Source organism: Virgibacillus alimentarius (assembly GCF_000709085.1).
Taxonomy (GTDB): Bacteria; Bacillota; Bacilli; order Bacillales; family Amphibacillaceae; genus Virgibacillus_B; species Virgibacillus_B alimentarius.
Map to the genome: position 1 here is coordinate 15,355 of NZ_JFBD01000014.1, position 17,955 is coordinate 33,309.

16 protein-coding genes, 1 pseudogene and 1 other annotated feature are annotated in these 17,955 nt (G+C 34.4%); all 17 genes and pseudogenes read right to left on the reverse strand.

The annotated features are described in order from the left end of the window. Nucleotides 1-29 precede the first annotated feature (29 nt). The 17 genes and pseudogenes from dnaG to GZ63_RS0103195 all read right to left on the reverse strand — a co-directional run bounded on the left by dnaG (nt 30) and on the right by GZ63_RS0103195 (nt 17,907). Nucleotides 30-1,844: a DNA primase gene (gene dnaG / locus GZ63_RS0103115; RefSeq protein WP_029266759.1), complete on the reverse strand. Its 1,815-nt coding sequence runs from the start codon at nt 1,842-1,844 to the stop codon at nt 30-32. 424 nt (nt 1,845-2,268) lie between these two features. Next, nucleotides 2,269-3,072, reverse strand: coding sequence for a pyruvate, water dikinase regulatory protein (locus tag GZ63_RS0103120; RefSeq protein WP_029266761.1), 804 nt, complete (start codon nt 3,070-3,072; stop codon nt 2,269-2,271). Nucleotides 3,073-3,100: 28 nt separating this feature from the next. Continuing rightward, nucleotides 3,101-3,730, reverse strand: a complete 630-nt coding sequence (locus GZ63_RS0103125) for a helix-turn-helix transcriptional regulator (protein ID WP_029266766.1) — start codon at nt 3,728-3,730, stop codon at nt 3,101-3,103. A 136-nt stretch (nt 3,731-3,866) separates the two neighbouring features. After that, on the reverse strand, nt 3,867-5,951 hold the full coding sequence (gene glyS, locus GZ63_RS0103130) for a glycine--tRNA ligase subunit beta (protein WP_029266767.1): 2,085 nt from the start codon (nt 5,949-5,951) through the stop codon (nt 3,867-3,869). Next, nucleotides 5,951-6,832, reverse strand: a complete 882-nt coding sequence (gene glyQ, locus GZ63_RS0103135) for a glycine--tRNA ligase subunit alpha (protein WP_029266768.1) — start codon at nt 6,830-6,832, stop codon at nt 5,951-5,953. The genes glyS and glyQ overlap by 1 nt, the downstream gene beginning before the upstream one ends. Before the next feature lie 61 nt (nt 6,833-6,893). Then, nucleotides 6,894-7,067: a binding site (T-box leader), on the reverse strand. Between the two features lie 57 nt (nt 7,068-7,124). Next, nucleotides 7,125-7,868, reverse strand: coding sequence for a DNA repair protein RecO (gene recO, locus GZ63_RS0103140; protein ID WP_029266769.1), 744 nt, complete (start codon nt 7,866-7,868; stop codon nt 7,125-7,127). Between the two features lie 46 nt (nt 7,869-7,914). Continuing rightward, nucleotides 7,915-8,052 (reverse strand): YqzL family protein, encoded by a 138-nt coding sequence (locus GZ63_RS17260; RefSeq protein ID WP_084178935.1) that lies wholly within the window; start codon nt 8,050-8,052, stop codon nt 7,915-7,917. Nucleotides 8,053-8,149: 97 nt separating this feature from the next. Next, entirely contained in the window at nt 8,150-9,052 is a 903-nt protein-coding gene (era, locus tag GZ63_RS0103150) for a GTPase Era (RefSeq protein ID WP_029266775.1), read from the reverse strand. Between the two features lie 142 nt (nt 9,053-9,194). Next, a complete protein-coding gene (locus GZ63_RS0103155) occupies nt 9,195-9,566 on the reverse strand; it encodes a diacylglycerol kinase family protein (protein WP_029266777.1) in 372 nt (123 codons plus the stop codon). Next, nucleotides 9,556-10,026, reverse strand: a complete 471-nt coding sequence (gene ybeY, locus GZ63_RS0103160; protein WP_029266778.1) for an rRNA maturation RNase YbeY — start codon at nt 10,024-10,026, stop codon at nt 9,556-9,558. Before ybeY ends, GZ63_RS0103155 begins: the two co-directional genes overlap by 11 nt. Before the next feature lie 3 nt (nt 10,027-10,029). Beyond that, entirely contained in the window at nt 10,030-12,159 is a 2,130-nt protein-coding gene (locus tag GZ63_RS0103165) for an HD family phosphohydrolase (RefSeq protein ID WP_318842351.1), read from the reverse strand. A gap of 118 nt (nt 12,160-12,277) precedes the next feature. After that, nucleotides 12,278-13,237, reverse strand: coding sequence for a PhoH family protein (locus tag GZ63_RS0103170; RefSeq protein WP_029266784.1), 960 nt, complete (start codon nt 13,235-13,237; stop codon nt 12,278-12,280). A 54-nt stretch (nt 13,238-13,291) separates the two neighbouring features. Next, nucleotides 13,292-14,523, reverse strand: a pseudogene (yqfD, locus tag GZ63_RS16325) (sporulation protein YqfD). A gap of 8 nt (nt 14,524-14,531) precedes the next feature. Next, nucleotides 14,532-14,816, reverse strand: coding sequence for a sporulation protein YqfC (gene yqfC / locus GZ63_RS0103180; RefSeq protein ID WP_198020898.1), 285 nt, complete (start codon nt 14,814-14,816; stop codon nt 14,532-14,534). A gap of 162 nt (nt 14,817-14,978) precedes the next feature. After that, a complete protein-coding gene (locus tag GZ63_RS0103185; protein ID WP_029266787.1) occupies nt 14,979-15,503 on the reverse strand; it encodes a hypothetical protein in 525 nt (174 codons plus the stop codon). Nucleotides 15,504-15,536: 33 nt separating this feature from the next. Further along, nucleotides 15,537-16,535: a flotillin-like protein FloA gene (gene floA, locus GZ63_RS0103190; protein WP_029266788.1), complete on the reverse strand. Its 999-nt coding sequence runs from the start codon at nt 16,533-16,535 to the stop codon at nt 15,537-15,539. Nucleotides 16,536-16,572: 37 nt separating this feature from the next. Next, nucleotides 16,573-17,907: an NfeD family protein gene (locus GZ63_RS0103195; protein ID WP_029266800.1), complete on the reverse strand. Its 1,335-nt coding sequence runs from the start codon at nt 17,905-17,907 to the stop codon at nt 16,573-16,575. Nucleotides 17,908-17,955: the final 48 nt, after the last annotated feature.

The following is a 17,955-nucleotide window of genomic DNA, read 5'->3' on the forward strand; positions in this document are numbered from 1 at the left end:
GTGCCCCTCCTTTCAAACTATATAAAGATTCAATTCGTATTTTTTAGTTGTTTTTGTATCTTGATGATTTCCATGGCTATCTGCGCCGCTTTGATCGGGTTGTTATGTTGTTCTGCCTGTTTTTGCTGTTGTTTTAATGTTTTTATGCTTGGAACATCGTTTGTTTGAGTTCGAATCGTTCTAAGGTAGTCGTCGATTTCTTGATCATCGATATTTTTATTTACAGGCAGCATAGCTATTTCCGATACGAATTGTTTTAAATTTTGATCTGTTAGTCTTTCTATAAATAAACTAACATCTGCTGGATTACCTTCTTCGTAAAAAGCGTATAAATGTGTCACAATAATCTTATGTGCTTCAATGTTAAAGCTAGCACCTAATTCTTTCTGTACTTTATTAGTAATAGACAGATCTTGCAACATATATGCCAAAAGTTGTCTTTCTGCATTTTGAAAAGCAGGAAGCAGTTTTTTCGATTGATAAAAATTTTGCTTACTGTTAGTAGTATATCTGTTCTTTTCTCTCTTATCCCTTTGAATTCCTTTTTGCCGGTTTTTTTGAATGTCATCTTTTAGTGAATTCAATGACAGATCGTATTCATTACTTAGTTCTTTCAAATAATATTCCCGTTCAACCGAACTGCTAATCATCGCAATTTGTTTAAGAACTTCTTCTATATAATGGATACGATCTCCTTCCAGGCTCATATTATATTCCTTTTTTAAATAACGCATGTAAAAGTTTATAAATGTATCACTTGCTTGGATTACCTCGTTTTTAAAAGCTTCAGCACCATGAGCTTGGATGAAACTGTCTGGATCCTGATTTTCCTGAAGTTTTGCCACCTTCACAGTACAGCCAGCTTCACGTAATAGGATAGATGCTTTATAAGTTGCTTCCATTCCGGCATTATCAGCATCATAACAAAGGATCACTGTATCAACATATCTTTTTAACAGTTTAGCCTGATATTGTGTTAAAGAGGTTCCTAGAGTTGCAATGACGTTTTTCACTCCAGCTTGGTAAGCGGAAATTACATCCATGTAACCTTCAAATAAAACAGCTTCACCTTCTCTGCGAATATGCCTTTTTGCTAAATCGAAATTATAAAAAAGCTTGCCTTTTTGAAAAAGATCACTTTCAGAGCTGTTTAAATACTTAGGTCCATCTTGATTCGAGATGTTGCGTCCGCCGAATGCAATTGTTTTTCCCAGATGATTACGTATGGGAAAAATAATTTTACCCATAAATCGGTCAGTTACCTGATCATCTTGAAGGGAAAGTAATCCTGCTTTTATAAGCAACTGCTGGTGAAACCCCTTTTTTTCAAGAAATTCAGCCGTGAAGTCTTTCACACGCGGGGAAAAACCAAGTTGAAAGGCCTCAATGCTTTCATCACTAATACCTCTGTCTTTAAAATATTGATAACCTTCTTTACCGTCCTTTGTATATCTTAATAAATGATTATACAGTTTCGTTAACCACTTATATGCTGATAATATGCTTTGGTTTTCTTGAGAAAGTGATGATTCTTTTTTTATGCCTGTATCTGGTAAGTGAATCCCACTTCTATTAGAAAGTAGCTCTAAAGCTTCATAAAATGAATAACTTTCCATTTCCATTAAAAATGTGACTATATTTCCTCCTTTGCCACATCCAAAGCAATGAAAAATTTGCTTTTCTTGTGTAACAGTGAAGGATGGGGTTTTTTCACTATGAAATGGGCATAAACCTACAAAGTTTTTTCCTTGTTTTTTAAGTTGGACGTACTCTCCTATAAAATCAACGATGTCGTTAGCTTTGCGAATACTTTCAATTGTTTCCTCAGGAATACGATTGAGCATACACATCACCATGCCTGCTTATTACTTATTCGTGATTAACAAATAATATCCTTCAAGATTCGACAATTTTTCAGAAAAACAAAAGGGGATTCTTTGTAATACAACGCATATCTGTAATTTAGCTCAAAAATTTGTCGATTTTTTTGTCTTAAATATAGTATTCTATGTGCATTGTAAAGAATCCTTCTCATTTTGGAATGTTTAACTTTTCAGAATATCTGCACAGAACTATTATTAGTTAATCATATGCAATATAGAGTTTAAATAATTACTTCTATCATTACACAAGTAGTAATTATAATACAATTTTAATGAATTTACTAGAAAAATTACTTAAAAAATAAGTTAAAAAGAAAGCATTCTTATTTCAATCTGAATGCTTTCTTTGAAAAGATGATAGGGTGTATATATAATCCAATCCATTTTATTTTAGCATCATATGTAATATAGTATTAGCAGTTTCCTCGACGGCTTTGTTAGAAACATCTACTACTTTACAGCCTATCTTGTTCACTAACTCATTAAAATAGTTAAGTTCTTGGTGGATTCTTTTCATATTAGCATAAGTTGCTTGATCACCAAGTCCTAAAGCCTTGAGTCGTTCTTTTCTAATTTCATTTAATTTTTCTGGACTGATCAATAAGCCAATACATTTTGATGGATCTACGTCAAATAATTCTTCTGGAGGATCTACTTCAGGTACGATCGGTACGTTTGCCACCTTTAGTTGTTTATGTGCTAAATACTGTGATAATGGTGTTTTTGATGTCCGGGAAACACCGATTAATATTATATCAGCTCGTGCGATTCCTCTTGAATCTCGCCCATCATCATATTTAACCGCAAATTCAATAGCTTCTACACGTTTAAAGTAATCTTCGTCAAGCTTGTGAACTAAACCTGGTTCCAGGCGGGGTGGTTTCCCGTAGACACGTTTCATTGCTTTAAGCATCGGTCCCATTATATCTATAGCTTCAATATCCATTTCGGCAGCGCGCGCATTCAAATAGTTTCTAAGTGTTGGATCTACTAAAGTAAACCCAATCATATCCTCCTTTTCTTTTGCAAGTTGCAGCGCTTCATCAATTGTACTTTTATCTTCAATATAAGGAATTCGCTGTATTTTATATTCACCATTATTAAATTGGCTTAAACCAGCTTTTATTACTAATTCTGCTGTCTCTCCCACGGAGTCAGATAAAACATAAATAGTGGGCTCAGCACTCATGTTTAAACTACTCCTTTCTGCTTTAGCATTATAAATGTTCATTCATAATTAGCTCAACAAATGCTTTTGTTATCGTTGTTTTTGTAATACGACCTACAATCTCTAAACCATTTTGCGTTTCTTTAACAACTGGTAAACCATCAATCTGTTTATTAATTAATTTGTTGGCTGCATCTATTAACAAATCCTCTTTTTGGCATATCGTTATATTAGGCATCCTGGTCATAATGATGTGTACTGGCACTGCATCTAAATCTTGGTTACCAATACTAGCTCTTAATAAATCTTTTCTTGACAGGACACCAATTAAACAGGAATGATTATTTATTACAAATAATGTTCCAACATCTTCTAAAAACATAGTAGATATAGCATTATATACGGAGTCATCCTCTTTAACAACTATTGGAATAGATTGAAACTCTTTCACTTTAAACTTCTTAATTTTTTCTGTTAGCAATTCCGCTCCTGTTTTTCCAGTGAAAAAATATCCAACGCGGGGTCTTGCATCTAGAAATCCAGCCATTGTTAATATAGCTAAATCAGGGCGTAATGTTGCCCTTGTCAACCCTAACTTTTCTGCTATTTTTTCACCGGTAATAGGACCGTTTTCTTTTACAATTTCTATAATTTTTTCCTGCCGGTCTGATAATTCCACTTTGTCACCACCTAAAGACAATATGACATACTATTCTCCTATTATTATATACTAAATATAGTAAAAAGGAAAAAATCATTTGTAAATCTAAGTTATTGTTTAGCTGGCAAGCTATGAGAAAGTCTGACAGGTAGTCCTAAAAATGCTGTTTCCATTCTACAGCAGATAAGTCTGCAAAGTCATTAATTAACATTGCAATATGATTTACAAGGGAAAGTCGATTGTTTCGAATTTTTTCATCGTCAGACATAACCATGTTATGCTCAAAAAAGTGATGAATTGGTTCAGCTAATTTTCCTAATTGTTTTAAAGCCTCATCCGCATTGCGGTCTTTATTTGCTGTTTTATATGCTTGATGAGTTTCTTGATATTTATCAAATAACATTTGTTCTGAAGAAGTTTCAAAAATAGCTGGATTTACTTCATCTCGATGGGAATGTTTGGATAGGTTTAAAATACGTACTAATGCTTCCTGCACATTTTTAAATGAATCATCATTCCGTTTTTCAGATAAAACACTTGCTTTGTCAACTGTATATCCAAAAACTCCAATTTCGTTGTGTAATACAGCTTGAATAACATCTTGCTCAATTCCCATTTCTTTAAAGAGAAATGTTGCACGTAGACGGAAAAACTTGTTTAGTTCATTTTTAACATCATTATTAATTTTCAGGTCAACAGGTAGAGCTTGATACCGGTTTAGTGTGATATTAATTAAGCTTTCCAAGGATATGTTCCAGCTGTTACTTTCCATAATTCTTAAGATAGCAACAGCTTGACGGCGTAATCCATATGGATCTTGTGAACCTGATGGGACTAGGCCAGCAGCTATACAGCCGACGATGGTATCTAATTTATCAGCTACACTTACAATGGATCCTAGTATGGTAACGGGCAATTCTCCATTTGCATGATCTGGCAGATAATGTTCTCTTAGCCCTTTGGCTACTTCCGCATCCTCATTAAAATGAAGTGCGTACGTTTCCCCCATTATTCCCTGTAGCTCCGTAAACTCATTAACCATATTTGTTGTTAAGTCGAATTTACAAATTTCTGCCGCTCTTTTCACCTTCGTTAAAGTATTTTTATCTAAGTTTAGCAACTTTCCCAATTGTTCGCTAATCTCAACAATTCGATCCACTTTATCCTTTAAAGTTCCTAATTTATCTTGAAAAACAACACGTTCCAATTTTTTCTGAAAAAAAGAAATAGACTGTTTTCGATCTTCTTCGTAGAAAAATTGAGCATCTGAAAGACGTGCTTTAAGAACCTTTTCATTTCCTTTTATAACAGTATGAATCGCATGATAATCCCCATTTCTAACACCTATAAAATAAGGTAATAACTTTCCTTCATTTGATTTTACAGGAAAATATCTTTGGTGTTCCTTCATAGACGTAACTAACACCTCAGAAGGAAGCTGTAAAAAATCCGGATCGATGGAACCTTGAAAAACAGAAGGATATTCTACTAAGTTGCATACTTCATTAAGTAAATCTTGCTCGACTGGAACTTGAAAACTTTCTTTTCTTTCCAATGATTGTATACCATCCAAGATCAATTGTTTCCGATCTTGTGGATTTGCAATTACAAAATTATCTTTTAATTTCGTTTCATACTCATCTGGGCTTTGCAGCTGAATGGTTTTACCTAAATATCTGTGCCCATATGTAATATTACTTGTTTTTACATGGGCAATTTCAAAAGGTATAACATGTTCACCGTATAAAGCAACTAGCCACCTAATAGGGCGGGCATACCTTATTGTTTCTTCAGCCCAACGCATGTTATTAGCGAATTGGATCGATTCGATAATAGATTGAAAAGATGGAAGTAAATCTTTTGTTCGTTTTCCAATAATATGTTTTTTTACAAAGATATAGTTCGTACCCTTGACCTCTTTTGTATAAATGTCGTCCGTTGTTTTACCTTGCCCCTTAGTAAAGCCAATAGCAGCTTTTGTCCAATCCCCATGCTCGTCTTTTGCAATTTTTTCTGCTGGTCCTTTCGCTTCTTCTTCGATTGTTGTCTGTTCTTCCGCTGCTTTTTTAATTAAAACTGCTAATCTTCTCGGCGTTGAATACGTAGTAATCGATTCAAAGGATATCCTCAATTTTTCTAACCAATTTTTAGTTTTAGTCGCAAGTTGCTTTTCTGCATTATAAATAAAACGTGCTGGTAATTCTTCTAACCCTATTTCGAATAATATACCTTTCGTCATCAATACTCCCCCTCCTTTTTTAACATTGGGAATCCGAGCCTTTCTCTTTGAGCAACATATGCTTTAGCTATATTTCGAGCTAATGTACGAACTCTTGCAATATAACCGGTTCTCTCTGTAACAGAAATGACACCTCGTGCATCAAGTAAGTTGAATGTATGTGAACATTTTAATACATAATCATAGGAAGGAAATACTAATTCTTTTTCCATTGCAGCTTTTGCTTCCTGTTCATACATGGAAAATAGATTAAATAACATATCTGTATTTGATTCTTCGAACGTATACACAGAGTGCTCATATTCTGGCTGGTAAAAAATATCTCCTATCGTAACCCCCTTTGTCCATTCTAGTTCAAATACATTTTCTTTGTCTTGAATAAATGAGGCTAGACGTTCAATTCCATATGTTAATTCGACAGACACTGGATTTGCCTCTAGGCCGCCAATTTGTTGAAAGTAAGTAAATTGTGTAATTTCCATTCCGTCTAACCATACTTCCCAGCCTAATCCAGAAGCGCCAAGTGTTGGGTTCTCCCAGTTATCCTCAACGAACCGGATATCATGTTCAAGCGGATTAATTCCAAGTTTTCTTAAAGATTCTAGGTATAATTCTTGGATATTAGCCGGAGAAGGTTTCATGATAACTTGAAATTGATGATGTTGGTATAATCGATTAGGATTTTTTCCATATCGGCCATCCGCAGGCCTCCTTGATGGTTCAACATAAGCAACATTCCAAGGTTCGGGTCCTAAACTGCGTAATAAGGTCATTGGAGACATCGTACCTGCACCCTTCTCAACATCATAAGCTTGCATTAATAAACAATTTTGATCTGACCAATGCTTTTGTAGCGCTAAAATCATTTCTTGAATATTCACTTTACAATTAACCTCCGTTTTTAAAATAATGAAAACTCCGTCCCTATGTCTGACCTTAAGACATAGGGACGGAGTTTTCCGCGGTTCCACCCTATTTGCTCATCCTATTTAAAAGAGCCACTTTATATGGATTGCTCCAGAGTGCCATTCCTTATTCTTCTATATCCAGCTCTCACTATTCTGGATTCGCTATAGATAGAAGTTAATAAGTACTATTCTCTTTCCTAGCAAAATTAGTTTTTAATTATGTACAAAATATTACGTTAAAAACGTTCATTTGTCAATGATCAAGCTAATGGAGACGATCCATTTGTTTTAAAAATCTTTTTGTTTTTAAATAATAACCACCATATTGATCATAATATGCGTCTAAAATTTCGCGTAACAGTTGTCTGTTTTTCGCTTTAACTGAAATAGTTCCAATACGTTCTAGCCCTACTGCCATAAACAAATGCAGTAACTTTGCTATCGAATCGGGCAGATCTATCCTAGAGCCATCGATATACTTACACTGTTTACAAAGTAATCCGCCTTCTGCTATCGAAAAGGAAAAAGGAAGTTCCTTGCGACCGCAACGAACACACTGATCAACTGTGGGAGCAAATCCGCCTATTGCAAATAACTTCATTTCATACATCATCATTGGAATGTCTACACTATCATTATCTGCAACCCATTGCATCGTTAAGTATAATTGGTCAAATAAATAAGGATCAGGCAGATGATTATCCATCATCTTATCTGTTAATTCCATCAAATAGGCAGCATAGGAGGTTTTTATAATATCTTCGCGAATCGCTCTTAGAGAATCAATTATCTCCCCCTGCTGTATCGTACTTAATCCTTTATTAACATAAACTAAAAACTCACCATATATGAATGGCTGCGTAACAGCAGCCATTCGACTTTTTGGTTTTTTAGCGCCCCTTGCAATAGCGGCAAATTTACCTATCTTTTTGCTGAAAATCGTAACAATTTTATGTGTTTCTCCATAATCTTGTGTTTTAACAATAATACCTGCTATTTTTTCTAGCACACAGTTCACCTTTCTTGTTTATCAATCAAATAATGCTGTGTAAAAACTACCATTTTGAATCAAATGAAGTGATTTTTTTACCATCGGTATGTTGAGCATTTAATTCATGCTCAATTTCTTTTAATAATAAATAGGTTTCAATGTTTCCTGTTTGACTAAATAGCTTCCAAGTTAAGTCTAACACAAGAAACCCCACCTTTCTTAAACATGATTTTTGGTAACTGTGTATATCTTAGATTGACCATATTTTTTAAAAAAATAAGTATTAAAATTTTCCATGTTTAATATTCATCACTATTAAATCCATATGTGCGTAGATGACTCTGTCTATTTCTCCAATCTTTTTGCACCTTAACCCATAGCTCCAGATATACTTTTGTTCCAAGCAATGCTTCGATGTCTTTTCGTGCCTTCTTTCCAATGCTTTTCAACATACTGCCATTTTTACCTATTAGGATTCCTTTTTGAGTTTGACGTTCTGTAATAATAACAGCTTGAATAAATACTTTGTTAGCATTTTTATTCTCTATATCTTCAATCACTACAGCGATCGAATGGGGAATTTCTTCTCTTGTTAATAATAAAACTTTCTCTCTAATTAATTCACTAATAATAAATCGTTCAGGATGATCGGTAATTTGATCTTCTGGATAGTATTGCGGCCCCTCTGGTAAATGTTGTTTTAACATATCAAGTAAGTGGTTAACATTATTTCCTTGTAGTGCCGAAATGGGGACAATTTCCTCAAATTTACATTTGTTTCTGTATAATTCGATTAAAGGAAACAAATCGTCAGGGTGAATTAAATCAACTTTATTTATTATTAGAAAGACGGGACGCTTGATGTTTTGTAAGCGATCTAAAATATACTGATCGCCTTTTCCATAACCTTCTTTCGCATCAATCATAAATAATATAGCATCAACTTCATTCAAAGTTGTTTCTGCAGTTTTTACCATAAAATCCCCTAGCCGATGTTTCGGTTTATGAATACCAGGTGTATCAATAAAAATAATTTGAGCATCTTGTTGAGTATACACACCCTGTATTTTATTTCGTGTTGTTTGTGGCTTATCACTCATGATTGCAATTTTTTGTCCGATAACATTATTCATAAACGTCGATTTACCTACATTGGGTCTGCCTATAATTGCCATAAATCCTGATTTATAATTATTTTCCATTTTATTTCCTCCGAAGTATCATTTCATTGTATGTACCATAATAATACTATAAATAGATTTCACTTTCATGCAAACGACAAAACATTTTCTTTTTCATGAAAACAAGTCATAATTTGCTACTTTAAATAAAAATAAAAAGCCCTTAATGGACTTTAAATAATGCCAATATCTTTGGAATGTATAAAAGGAAGCCAACCACAGTTGCTATAAAAGAGGCTACTAAAACATTGGCTGCTGCAATATCTTTTATCACTTTTGCTGCTGGATGGATTTCCGGTCTAAGGTAATCAATGATTCTTTCTATAGCACTATTTATAATTTCTGCAACAAAGACGAATCCGATAACGAGAACTATTATGATCCATTCCATTTGAGATAGAGACAAAAGCATACTTGCTAATATAACTGTCAACGCAGAAAATAAATGGATTTGAAAATTTCGTTCCGTTTTGATAACCTCTAATAATCCATTCCAAGCAAAAGAAAGACCAATTGAACGTTTTTTATCTCTCAAGACCAAACTCCTCTAAAATTCTTTCTTGTTTCTGAAACATTATTTTTTCTTCATCTGTGTTCATATGATCGTACCCCAATAAATGAAGAAAACCATGAACTGTTAGAAAACCAAGTTCTCGTTCTAATGAATGATTATATGCTTTTGCTTGCTCTTTCGCTCTATCGATAGATATTACAATATCACCAAGTACTAATGGAAAATCATCATCCTCGCTGCAAATATCCATTTCCCCATCTACTGTTTCTTGTAATGCAAACGAGATAACATCGGTTATCTTATCCTGCTGTCTATAGTTTCGATTAAGTTCTTGGATGTCCTTGTTATCTACAAAACTGATAGAAATTTCAGCTTCTCTGGAAACCCCTTCTTTTTCAGCACTAAATAAAATTAATCGCTGCAGTAAATCGATATATTCTGTTGGAACAGTTCGAGTTTGATCGTGAAAGTCAATATGCATGTTTTATTTTTCCTCCTCCTTAGGATATTGTATTCTTGAATGAAAGATCCCTTTTAAAGCTTTACAAACGGTTATGTGAATTTGATTTAACTCTTGAATGGTTATGGGACTTTCATCTAATTGCCCATCGATTATACGGTCATTGATGATCGATGTAACAATTTCTTCTATCTTTTCTTCAGTAGGCTCTTTTAAGGAGCGAACTGCTGCTTCTACAGAATCACATATTGAGATGATAGCTGCTTCTTTTGTTTGTGGTTTTGGCCCAGGGTAACGGTAATTACTCTCCTTAGCATGTTCATTTATCTCTTTTTCTTTTAAATAAAAATACTTTAATAGGGTTGTACCATGATGCTGCTTGGCGATGTCAATAATTTCCTTAGGGTATCGATGCTTTTTTAACATTTCTGCTCCATCATACGGATGACAAATAATAATCTCTGCACTTTTTTTCGGATCTATGTCATCGTGTGGATTTTTAACTGCTAATTGATTTTCAATAAAATAATGTGGTCTTATCGTTTTACCTAGATCATGATAATACGCGCCAACCCTGGCTAAAAGACCATTTGCACCAATAGCTTCACATGCAGCTTCACTCAAATTGGCAACCATTATAGAGTGATGATAAGTACCAGGTGCTTCCGTTAAGATTTTTTTCAGCAAAGGCTGGTTTGGACTTGATAGGGATAATAATTTTGCGTCAGATAAAATGCCTAAGCCTGTCTCGAAAAATGGTAATAGCCCAATTGTCAACACAACGGAAATAAATGCTGATGCAAGACCATAGCCAGATTGCACAAATAAGTCACTTAATGAATACTTTTCAAAAGATAGTAATATAAATAACAGTACGGTAATGATATTTATGATGGTAACACCTAAACCTGCTCTCATAATGGCTAGTCGATCTTTCACATGAACTAAGAAGATGATCCCAGCCATTTGCGAGAAGAAAAAATATATACCTGCTTCCATGTTTAGAGAGCCCGGTATTTCCCCGTTAAATATAATACTTCCTATAATTGCGTACAAGCATGCAGAGACAATAGCTAAACGTTCATGTATTAATTGTTTTAACATCAATACTCCTGTAGCTACAGGTACAATAAGGTATAACTGATTCGTTTGTGTGGTATATAAGCTTACAATTTTCATTAAAAAAATAACTATAAAACTGTTTAATAAAATGGTAGCAATTTTACCTTTGTCTAATTTTGATTGTTTTGCAATCAAAAACATTTCATACCCGATAACACTAATAATTAAAATTATTAATAACCCTAACCCGATTATTGGATAAACATTTCTTTCTTTGTTAAGCAATCCAGTTAATTTTAGTTCTTCATACGTTTCATTTGTTATCGTTTGGCCTTCTCTTACGATAATTTCACCTGCTCGAATGATAACAGGCTCAACACTGCTTGCAGCTTTTTTTCGTGCCTCCATTGTTTTTTCAGCATCAAAGAAAGAATTTTCAACTACGGAAAACTCACTAAGCTTCAATAATGGCTTTTTTATATTTTCATCTAGATTGGAATATTTTATGTGTTGCTTAACTTCTGTTTTTGCACTTTGGATATTTTCTGCCCGAACTCCATCATCCATCACATCTGTAAGTGAAGAAATTAATAACTTTTTTCCTTCTTCACGCTCATCTGGATCAGTTTTGATCAGTTGATTAAAAACATTTTCGTTTACATCATCGGTAATATCAGAGGACAAGATTTGTTTTAGTTGATCTACCTTTTCTTGATTCATCAACTGATCCTTCGTTTTCTTCTTTGACTTATTTTCATCCTCTTCTACTTTTGAGAGAGCCTCAAATACTTCTTCAACATATTTTATTTGTTCATTTGTAATTTCTTTAGATATATTGTATCTGTCTTTAACTGATTGAACGGTTTCCCTCATTTTCCGGTCTGTTTCTTTCTCATCCTCGATTGTTACTGGAGAACGGATCGTTTCTTTAGCACGGTTAAACCGTTCGATATCATATGTTTCTGTATACACATTATTTATTGTTATCAGAAAGAAAAATATACCCAAAATAAGAAGGGGAATAATCATGGTAACCCATTTATTATTAATGCCTAAAATGGATTTTATAAATACTGCTATTTTCTTTTTCACTTGTTTCACCTCATGTTAGAAATTAAATAACAGCAGTTAACAGTGTTTATTCAGGTTGTGAATTGTAATACAGAAATAAGACCCACTAAATCGGGGGTCTTACTATACTTAAAAGAAACTAATTTGTTTTTTCATAGGCGTCAATAATCCGTTGCACCAGGGGATGTCTTACTACGTCTGTTTGATCAAGATACTTAAAAGAAATACCTTTTACAGCCGATAAGGTGTCATTTGCTACTTGTAAACCTGATTTAACCCCTTTAGGTAAATCAACTTGTGTTATATCCCCCGTGACTACCATTTTTGAACCAAATCCCAGTCTCGTTAAAAACATTTTCATTTGCTCAGGTGTCGTATTTTGTGCTTCATCTAGGATAGCGAAAGCATCATCCAAAGTTCTTCCACGCATGTAGGCTAGTGGTGCGATTTCTATAACCTCACGCTCAACTAGCCTCATGGTATGCTCTGCTCCTAGAACATCATTTAAAGCGTCATATAAAGGGCGCAGATACGGGTCCACCTTTTCTTTTAAATCACCTGGTAAAAAGCCAAGGCTCTCTCCTGCCTCAACTGCTGGACGGGTTAAGATGATTTTTTCGACTAGTCCGTTTTTTAATGCTTGAACAGCTGTAACTACAGCTAAATATGTCTTTCCAGTTCCTGCTGGCCCAATTCCAAAAACTAAATCATGTGATCTTATCGCATCTACATATCCTTTTTGTCCTAACGTTTTTACCCGTATAGGTTTGCCTTTCGTATTTTTGGTTATAACATCTTGGAGAAGTGCTTCAAACTTATTAATCTTGCCTTCCTTCGCTAAATCAACTGCATAGACTACATCCCTTTCTGATAACGGCAGCCCTTTTCGGATCACAGATAAAAGTGTTAAAAGCACCTCTTCAACAAGAAATATATTTTTATCTTCTCCAGAAACGCTGACTTGTTCTCCCCTAGTGACAATGGATACATTGAGCTTTTCCTCAATTTGTTTTAAATGTTTATCGTTTGTGCCAAATAAGGCTAACGCTTCACTGGGGTTTGTCACTTGTAAGTCAATTACATTCAGATTCTCCGACATAATCAATCTCCTTGATTTAGAAAGTTACTACATTGTAGTGGCATATTTTGTTTTTTATTTTATTGGTTCTGCTTGAGCTATATCTTCTTCTACAGCAATGTATAAGTTTAATTTAACTTTACCACTCTCCGTAGTTTCATGCAAAACTTTTTCAGTCAAAATTTTTGCATCAGGACCTAATTGTAATTGAAGTTCCTTCCTTGCTTGTTTGATTCCAGTTTTTATCGCTTCTTCTTTTGTTCGAGATAGTTTATTGTACTTCTTTTCACTTAATGTCGACTGAACAATTTTTATAGGTAACTTCCATTTAAAAAAATATACAGAATTTTTGGTTGTATCTGTATGGATTGCTTGATAATCCGGATCTTCAAATCCCCAAATCGGAATTTTAAAACCGCCTAATTGTATATAATGCTTTTTCTCGTTATTTCCCGTTAATACTTCATTTTTAGTTTGCAAAGGAACAGTAACTGTCATCTCATACCATGTTTTAGCAGTAATATCGCCTTCAGCAGCTACTAATTTTGATTTCTTTTTTTCTTCCTTATCCTCTTCTTCATTCTCTTCATTGTCCTCAGTAATATCTCCTGACACTAAGATATCTCCAGGTTTCACATAGTCATTTACCTTAACTTTAGGAAGTCCTTTAGAAACATAGATATTTTTAATCACTCCCTTTTTCGTAGCTACTAAATTTTGTGGACCTGCATTCTCTTCTTCTTCCACTATAATCTTCTCAACGCCTTCTAGAAAAAAGGTTGTCCCTTTTTTATGCACACCTACCCATAGTAACTCAGGTATATCATTCATTAATTTTTGTTGAATAGAACTGGCTGAATCTAGAGAAAAACTTAACGTTCCAGGGCGAATGCCATAACTGTCTAATTGTTTATTTATTTTTTCCTCTATATCTTTAGGAACACCGGTAATCTGCACTTTCCATACGATATTGGATAATGCTATAATTAAAAAGAAACATAGAAAAAGGGCAATAAGGAGTTCTTTTTTTCGAATAAAACGTTTAAATAAAAAGGGATATCCCTTTTTATTAATAATGATATTTTATAGTCTGTTTCTTTTTTTATCTTTTTTATATACTTTACATGCTGTAATTTAATATTGCCTTCACACGTATCTTTACCGATCTTTTTTATATTCCATACCGGTATTTTGTGTTTCATACATGCCTGAAAAAATAATTCTGGCGTATTCCCTTTCACAACAACAGTAATATATCCAGTAATAAAAGCTCCTTGTATATGTTTCATTTCCTCCTCCTGTATCATATCCAATGTTAATTTTGAGGGATAAATTTCACCTCGGATATTGTTCCTTCTAATAATATTTCTTCAGGTAACATCATTTTTATAATAAAAGCAGAACCTGTAATCTGCACAAACCCCTTATTTGTTTTTAATTTAAGTTCTGTATCAGAGTATGTAACAATCCCCTGATGGTTTTCGATATATGCATGAATTTGCCCAATCATCGTAATTCTGGGAAGTTCGAGAATGACATCAGAAGGTAGAGCTAAATATTTAATTAACCATGGACGAATTCGTTGATTCCATTTCTTCACTAATGGCATCCCCCTCTCAACATTATATTTATGAAATAGGAGAATGGATAAGAACAAAAAATTAAAACTTACCTTTGTAAGAAAATTTAAATATTATAGCATATAAAAAAACCTCAACCGGATATGCTTCAGCTTACCAGTTGAGGTTGCTTTATTATCTATTCATTTTTCGGGATTGAATAACACTTTTATATGGCCTAATAGCCTAGGGGAATCAAGTACTTCGGACATAATGATACTGTCAACTAAACCATCACGAGATAGATTTCTTTTCATTCTTTCTTTCATAGGTTTATGTTGTAATTGTGATTTTTTGGGTTTTGAGTCTAATTTTTCTTCTGTATTTTTTTTCATTGCCGAATGTTGAAAGTCTTCTAACGCTTCTTTTGTTCTCATATTTATATTTCCAGTCAAACGTTTTAATTGTTCCTCTCGTTGTTCCTCAGTAGAAACTGTTTTACTTTCTGGCCTTGGTTTCAGTTGCCTGAGAGGTTTAGCTTGTTTATTTGTTTGATGATCCCCGGTAGGAGGAGCGGATGCTGTGTATGGTTTCTTATTAGACTTCTCAGTTTGCTGTCTTGAATGTTTTTCTTTCTCTAACTTATCTTTCACAAAGCCTATAATTCCACCAATAATGATTAATATTATCATGAAGTTACCAAAAATAGCTTCTAATAAGGCTTCCATGATAGGCCTCCTTCCAATTTACACCTCAAAAGGTTATTGATTTTTATGATCATCATGATGATCATCTTCTGATAATTTACCGATGGTATCTCGCATATCCGTATCAGCATTTATATTCTTGTAATTCATATAATCCATAACACCAAGATTTCCAGATCGTAATGCTTCAGCAAGTGCTTTTGGAACTTCAGCTTCAGCTTCCACCACTTGTGCACGCATTTCTTGTACTCTGGCAACCATTTCTTGTTCTTGTGCAACAGCCATTGCGCGACGTTCTTCTGCTTTTGCCTGAGCAATGTTCTTGTCAGCTTCAGCTTGATCCGATTGTAATATCGCACCAATATTTTTACCGATATCAACATCAGCAATATCAATGGATAAAATTTCAAAGGCAGTACCTGCATCTAATCCTTTCGCCAGTACAGTATGAGAGATTGAGTCAGGATCTTCCAAAACCTCTTTGTGTGTCTTTGAACTACCTATTGTACTAACAACACCTTCACCTACACGTGCAATAACAGTTTCTTCACTTGCTCCACCAACAAGTCGGTCTATGTTAGCACGCACTGTAACCCTCGCTAATGCTTTTACTTCAATCCCATCCATTGCAATACCTGCAATAAAAGGCGTTTCAATTACTTTAGGGTTAACACTCATTTGTACAGCTTCCAACACATTACGTCCAGCAAGGTCAATTGCTGCAGCACGTTCAAATGATAAAGTAATATTAGCTCGTTGTGCTGCAATTAAGGCATTAACTACCCTGTCAACATTACCACCTGCTAAGTAATGACTTTCTAATTGATTCGTTTTAACATCCAACCCAGCTTTATATGCCTTTATTAAAGGGTTAATTACTCGAGCTGGTACCACTCGACGCAAACGCATACCTACCAAAGTAAACAATCCAACTTTTACACCAGCTGCTAAGGCGCTAATCCAAAGCATCACTGGAACGAATGTAAACAATACAGCAATTGCAATTAAGATAACTGCAATTATAATGATTGGTGCAATATCTACAAATTCCATTTTTATTCCTCCTCAAATTTTTTATTTATAGCTCGCGTTATAGTTCGCGAACAACAACTCGCATTCCTTCAACTTTAATGATCTTTACAGACTTATTCTTATCGATAAAACTACCTTCTGAAACGACATCGATACGTTCATCGTTAAATACAGCCGTTCCAGATGGACGAAGTGGTGTTGAAGTTAGCCCTTCTAACCCAACAAGTTCAGTACGATTGTCAGAAGATACATATCCTAAATCTGTTGTAGTCCGATCTTTTAATATTATATGGCGGAAGAAGCCTTTCTCCATACCAACCCATTTAAATAATATGATGGAAGCAATTACTGCTACCACAAAGGCTATGCTAATACTAAGTGACATATGTTTTAAATCATATCCAGACATAAGTAACGATCCAATTATTGAACCAATTCCGAGTAAACCCATAATTCCTCCGGGCACAAAAAATTCCGCTATAATAAGAACGATTCCTAACACAAGCAATATGATAGCTTCCATGCCTGCCAAACCGGCAATAATGTGTCCATAGAAAAATAGTATTAAGGCTAATAATCCCATGGTTCCTGGAACACCAAAACCTGGTGAATATAGCTCAACAATCAGTCCAAGACTTGCTACCGATAAAAGAATTGGAACAACTACAGGATTTGTTAAAAATCTTGCAATTTCTTCCGCAAATGTTGGTTCTGTTTCTACAATCTTTGCATTTTCTAGTCCTATATCATGTAATAATTTAGTACGATGATTCACTATACCTTCAGCGTAATCAACCTCTAATGCGGACTTAGGATCTAAGGTTAAAAATTCTCCTTTACCAGCATTATACTCTGGTAAATCAATACTTGAATCAGCCATGGCTGCAGCATAAAGGGGATCTCTATCTTTAGATTCGGCAGCACTTTTCATTGCGGCCAACCATGCAGATTGTGCTTTCTTATCTGCTGCCGTACCGTCTTGATTAATTACTCCGCTTGCCCCCATTGTTGCATGGGGTTTCATATAAATCGTATCTGTATTTAACGCAATATAAGAGCCAGCGGACAATGCCTCATTAACAATAAAAGAAGTGGTTGGAATTTTTAAGTCTTGCAAAAGATTAGCAATTTGTCCCGCAGAATCAACTCTTCCTCCGGGAGTATCAATCTCAAATACAATATGATCAGCGTTCTCTTCGATTGCTTCTTTTGTTGTACGCTTTAGAAAAGCCTCTAATCCTCTTTCAACTTCTTTTTTTACTGGTATAACATATACTAATTTTCCTTCTCCATTCTCTTTAGCTTCTATTGATGATTCAGGAAGAAATGGGAGAATAAAAAAGGTTACTAATAATGCAATTACTATGTAAATGATGGGCTTTTTCCTGACAATATAAATCACCCCCTTATCAATTTTTTCATTTTTAGTATGCCTTTTTAC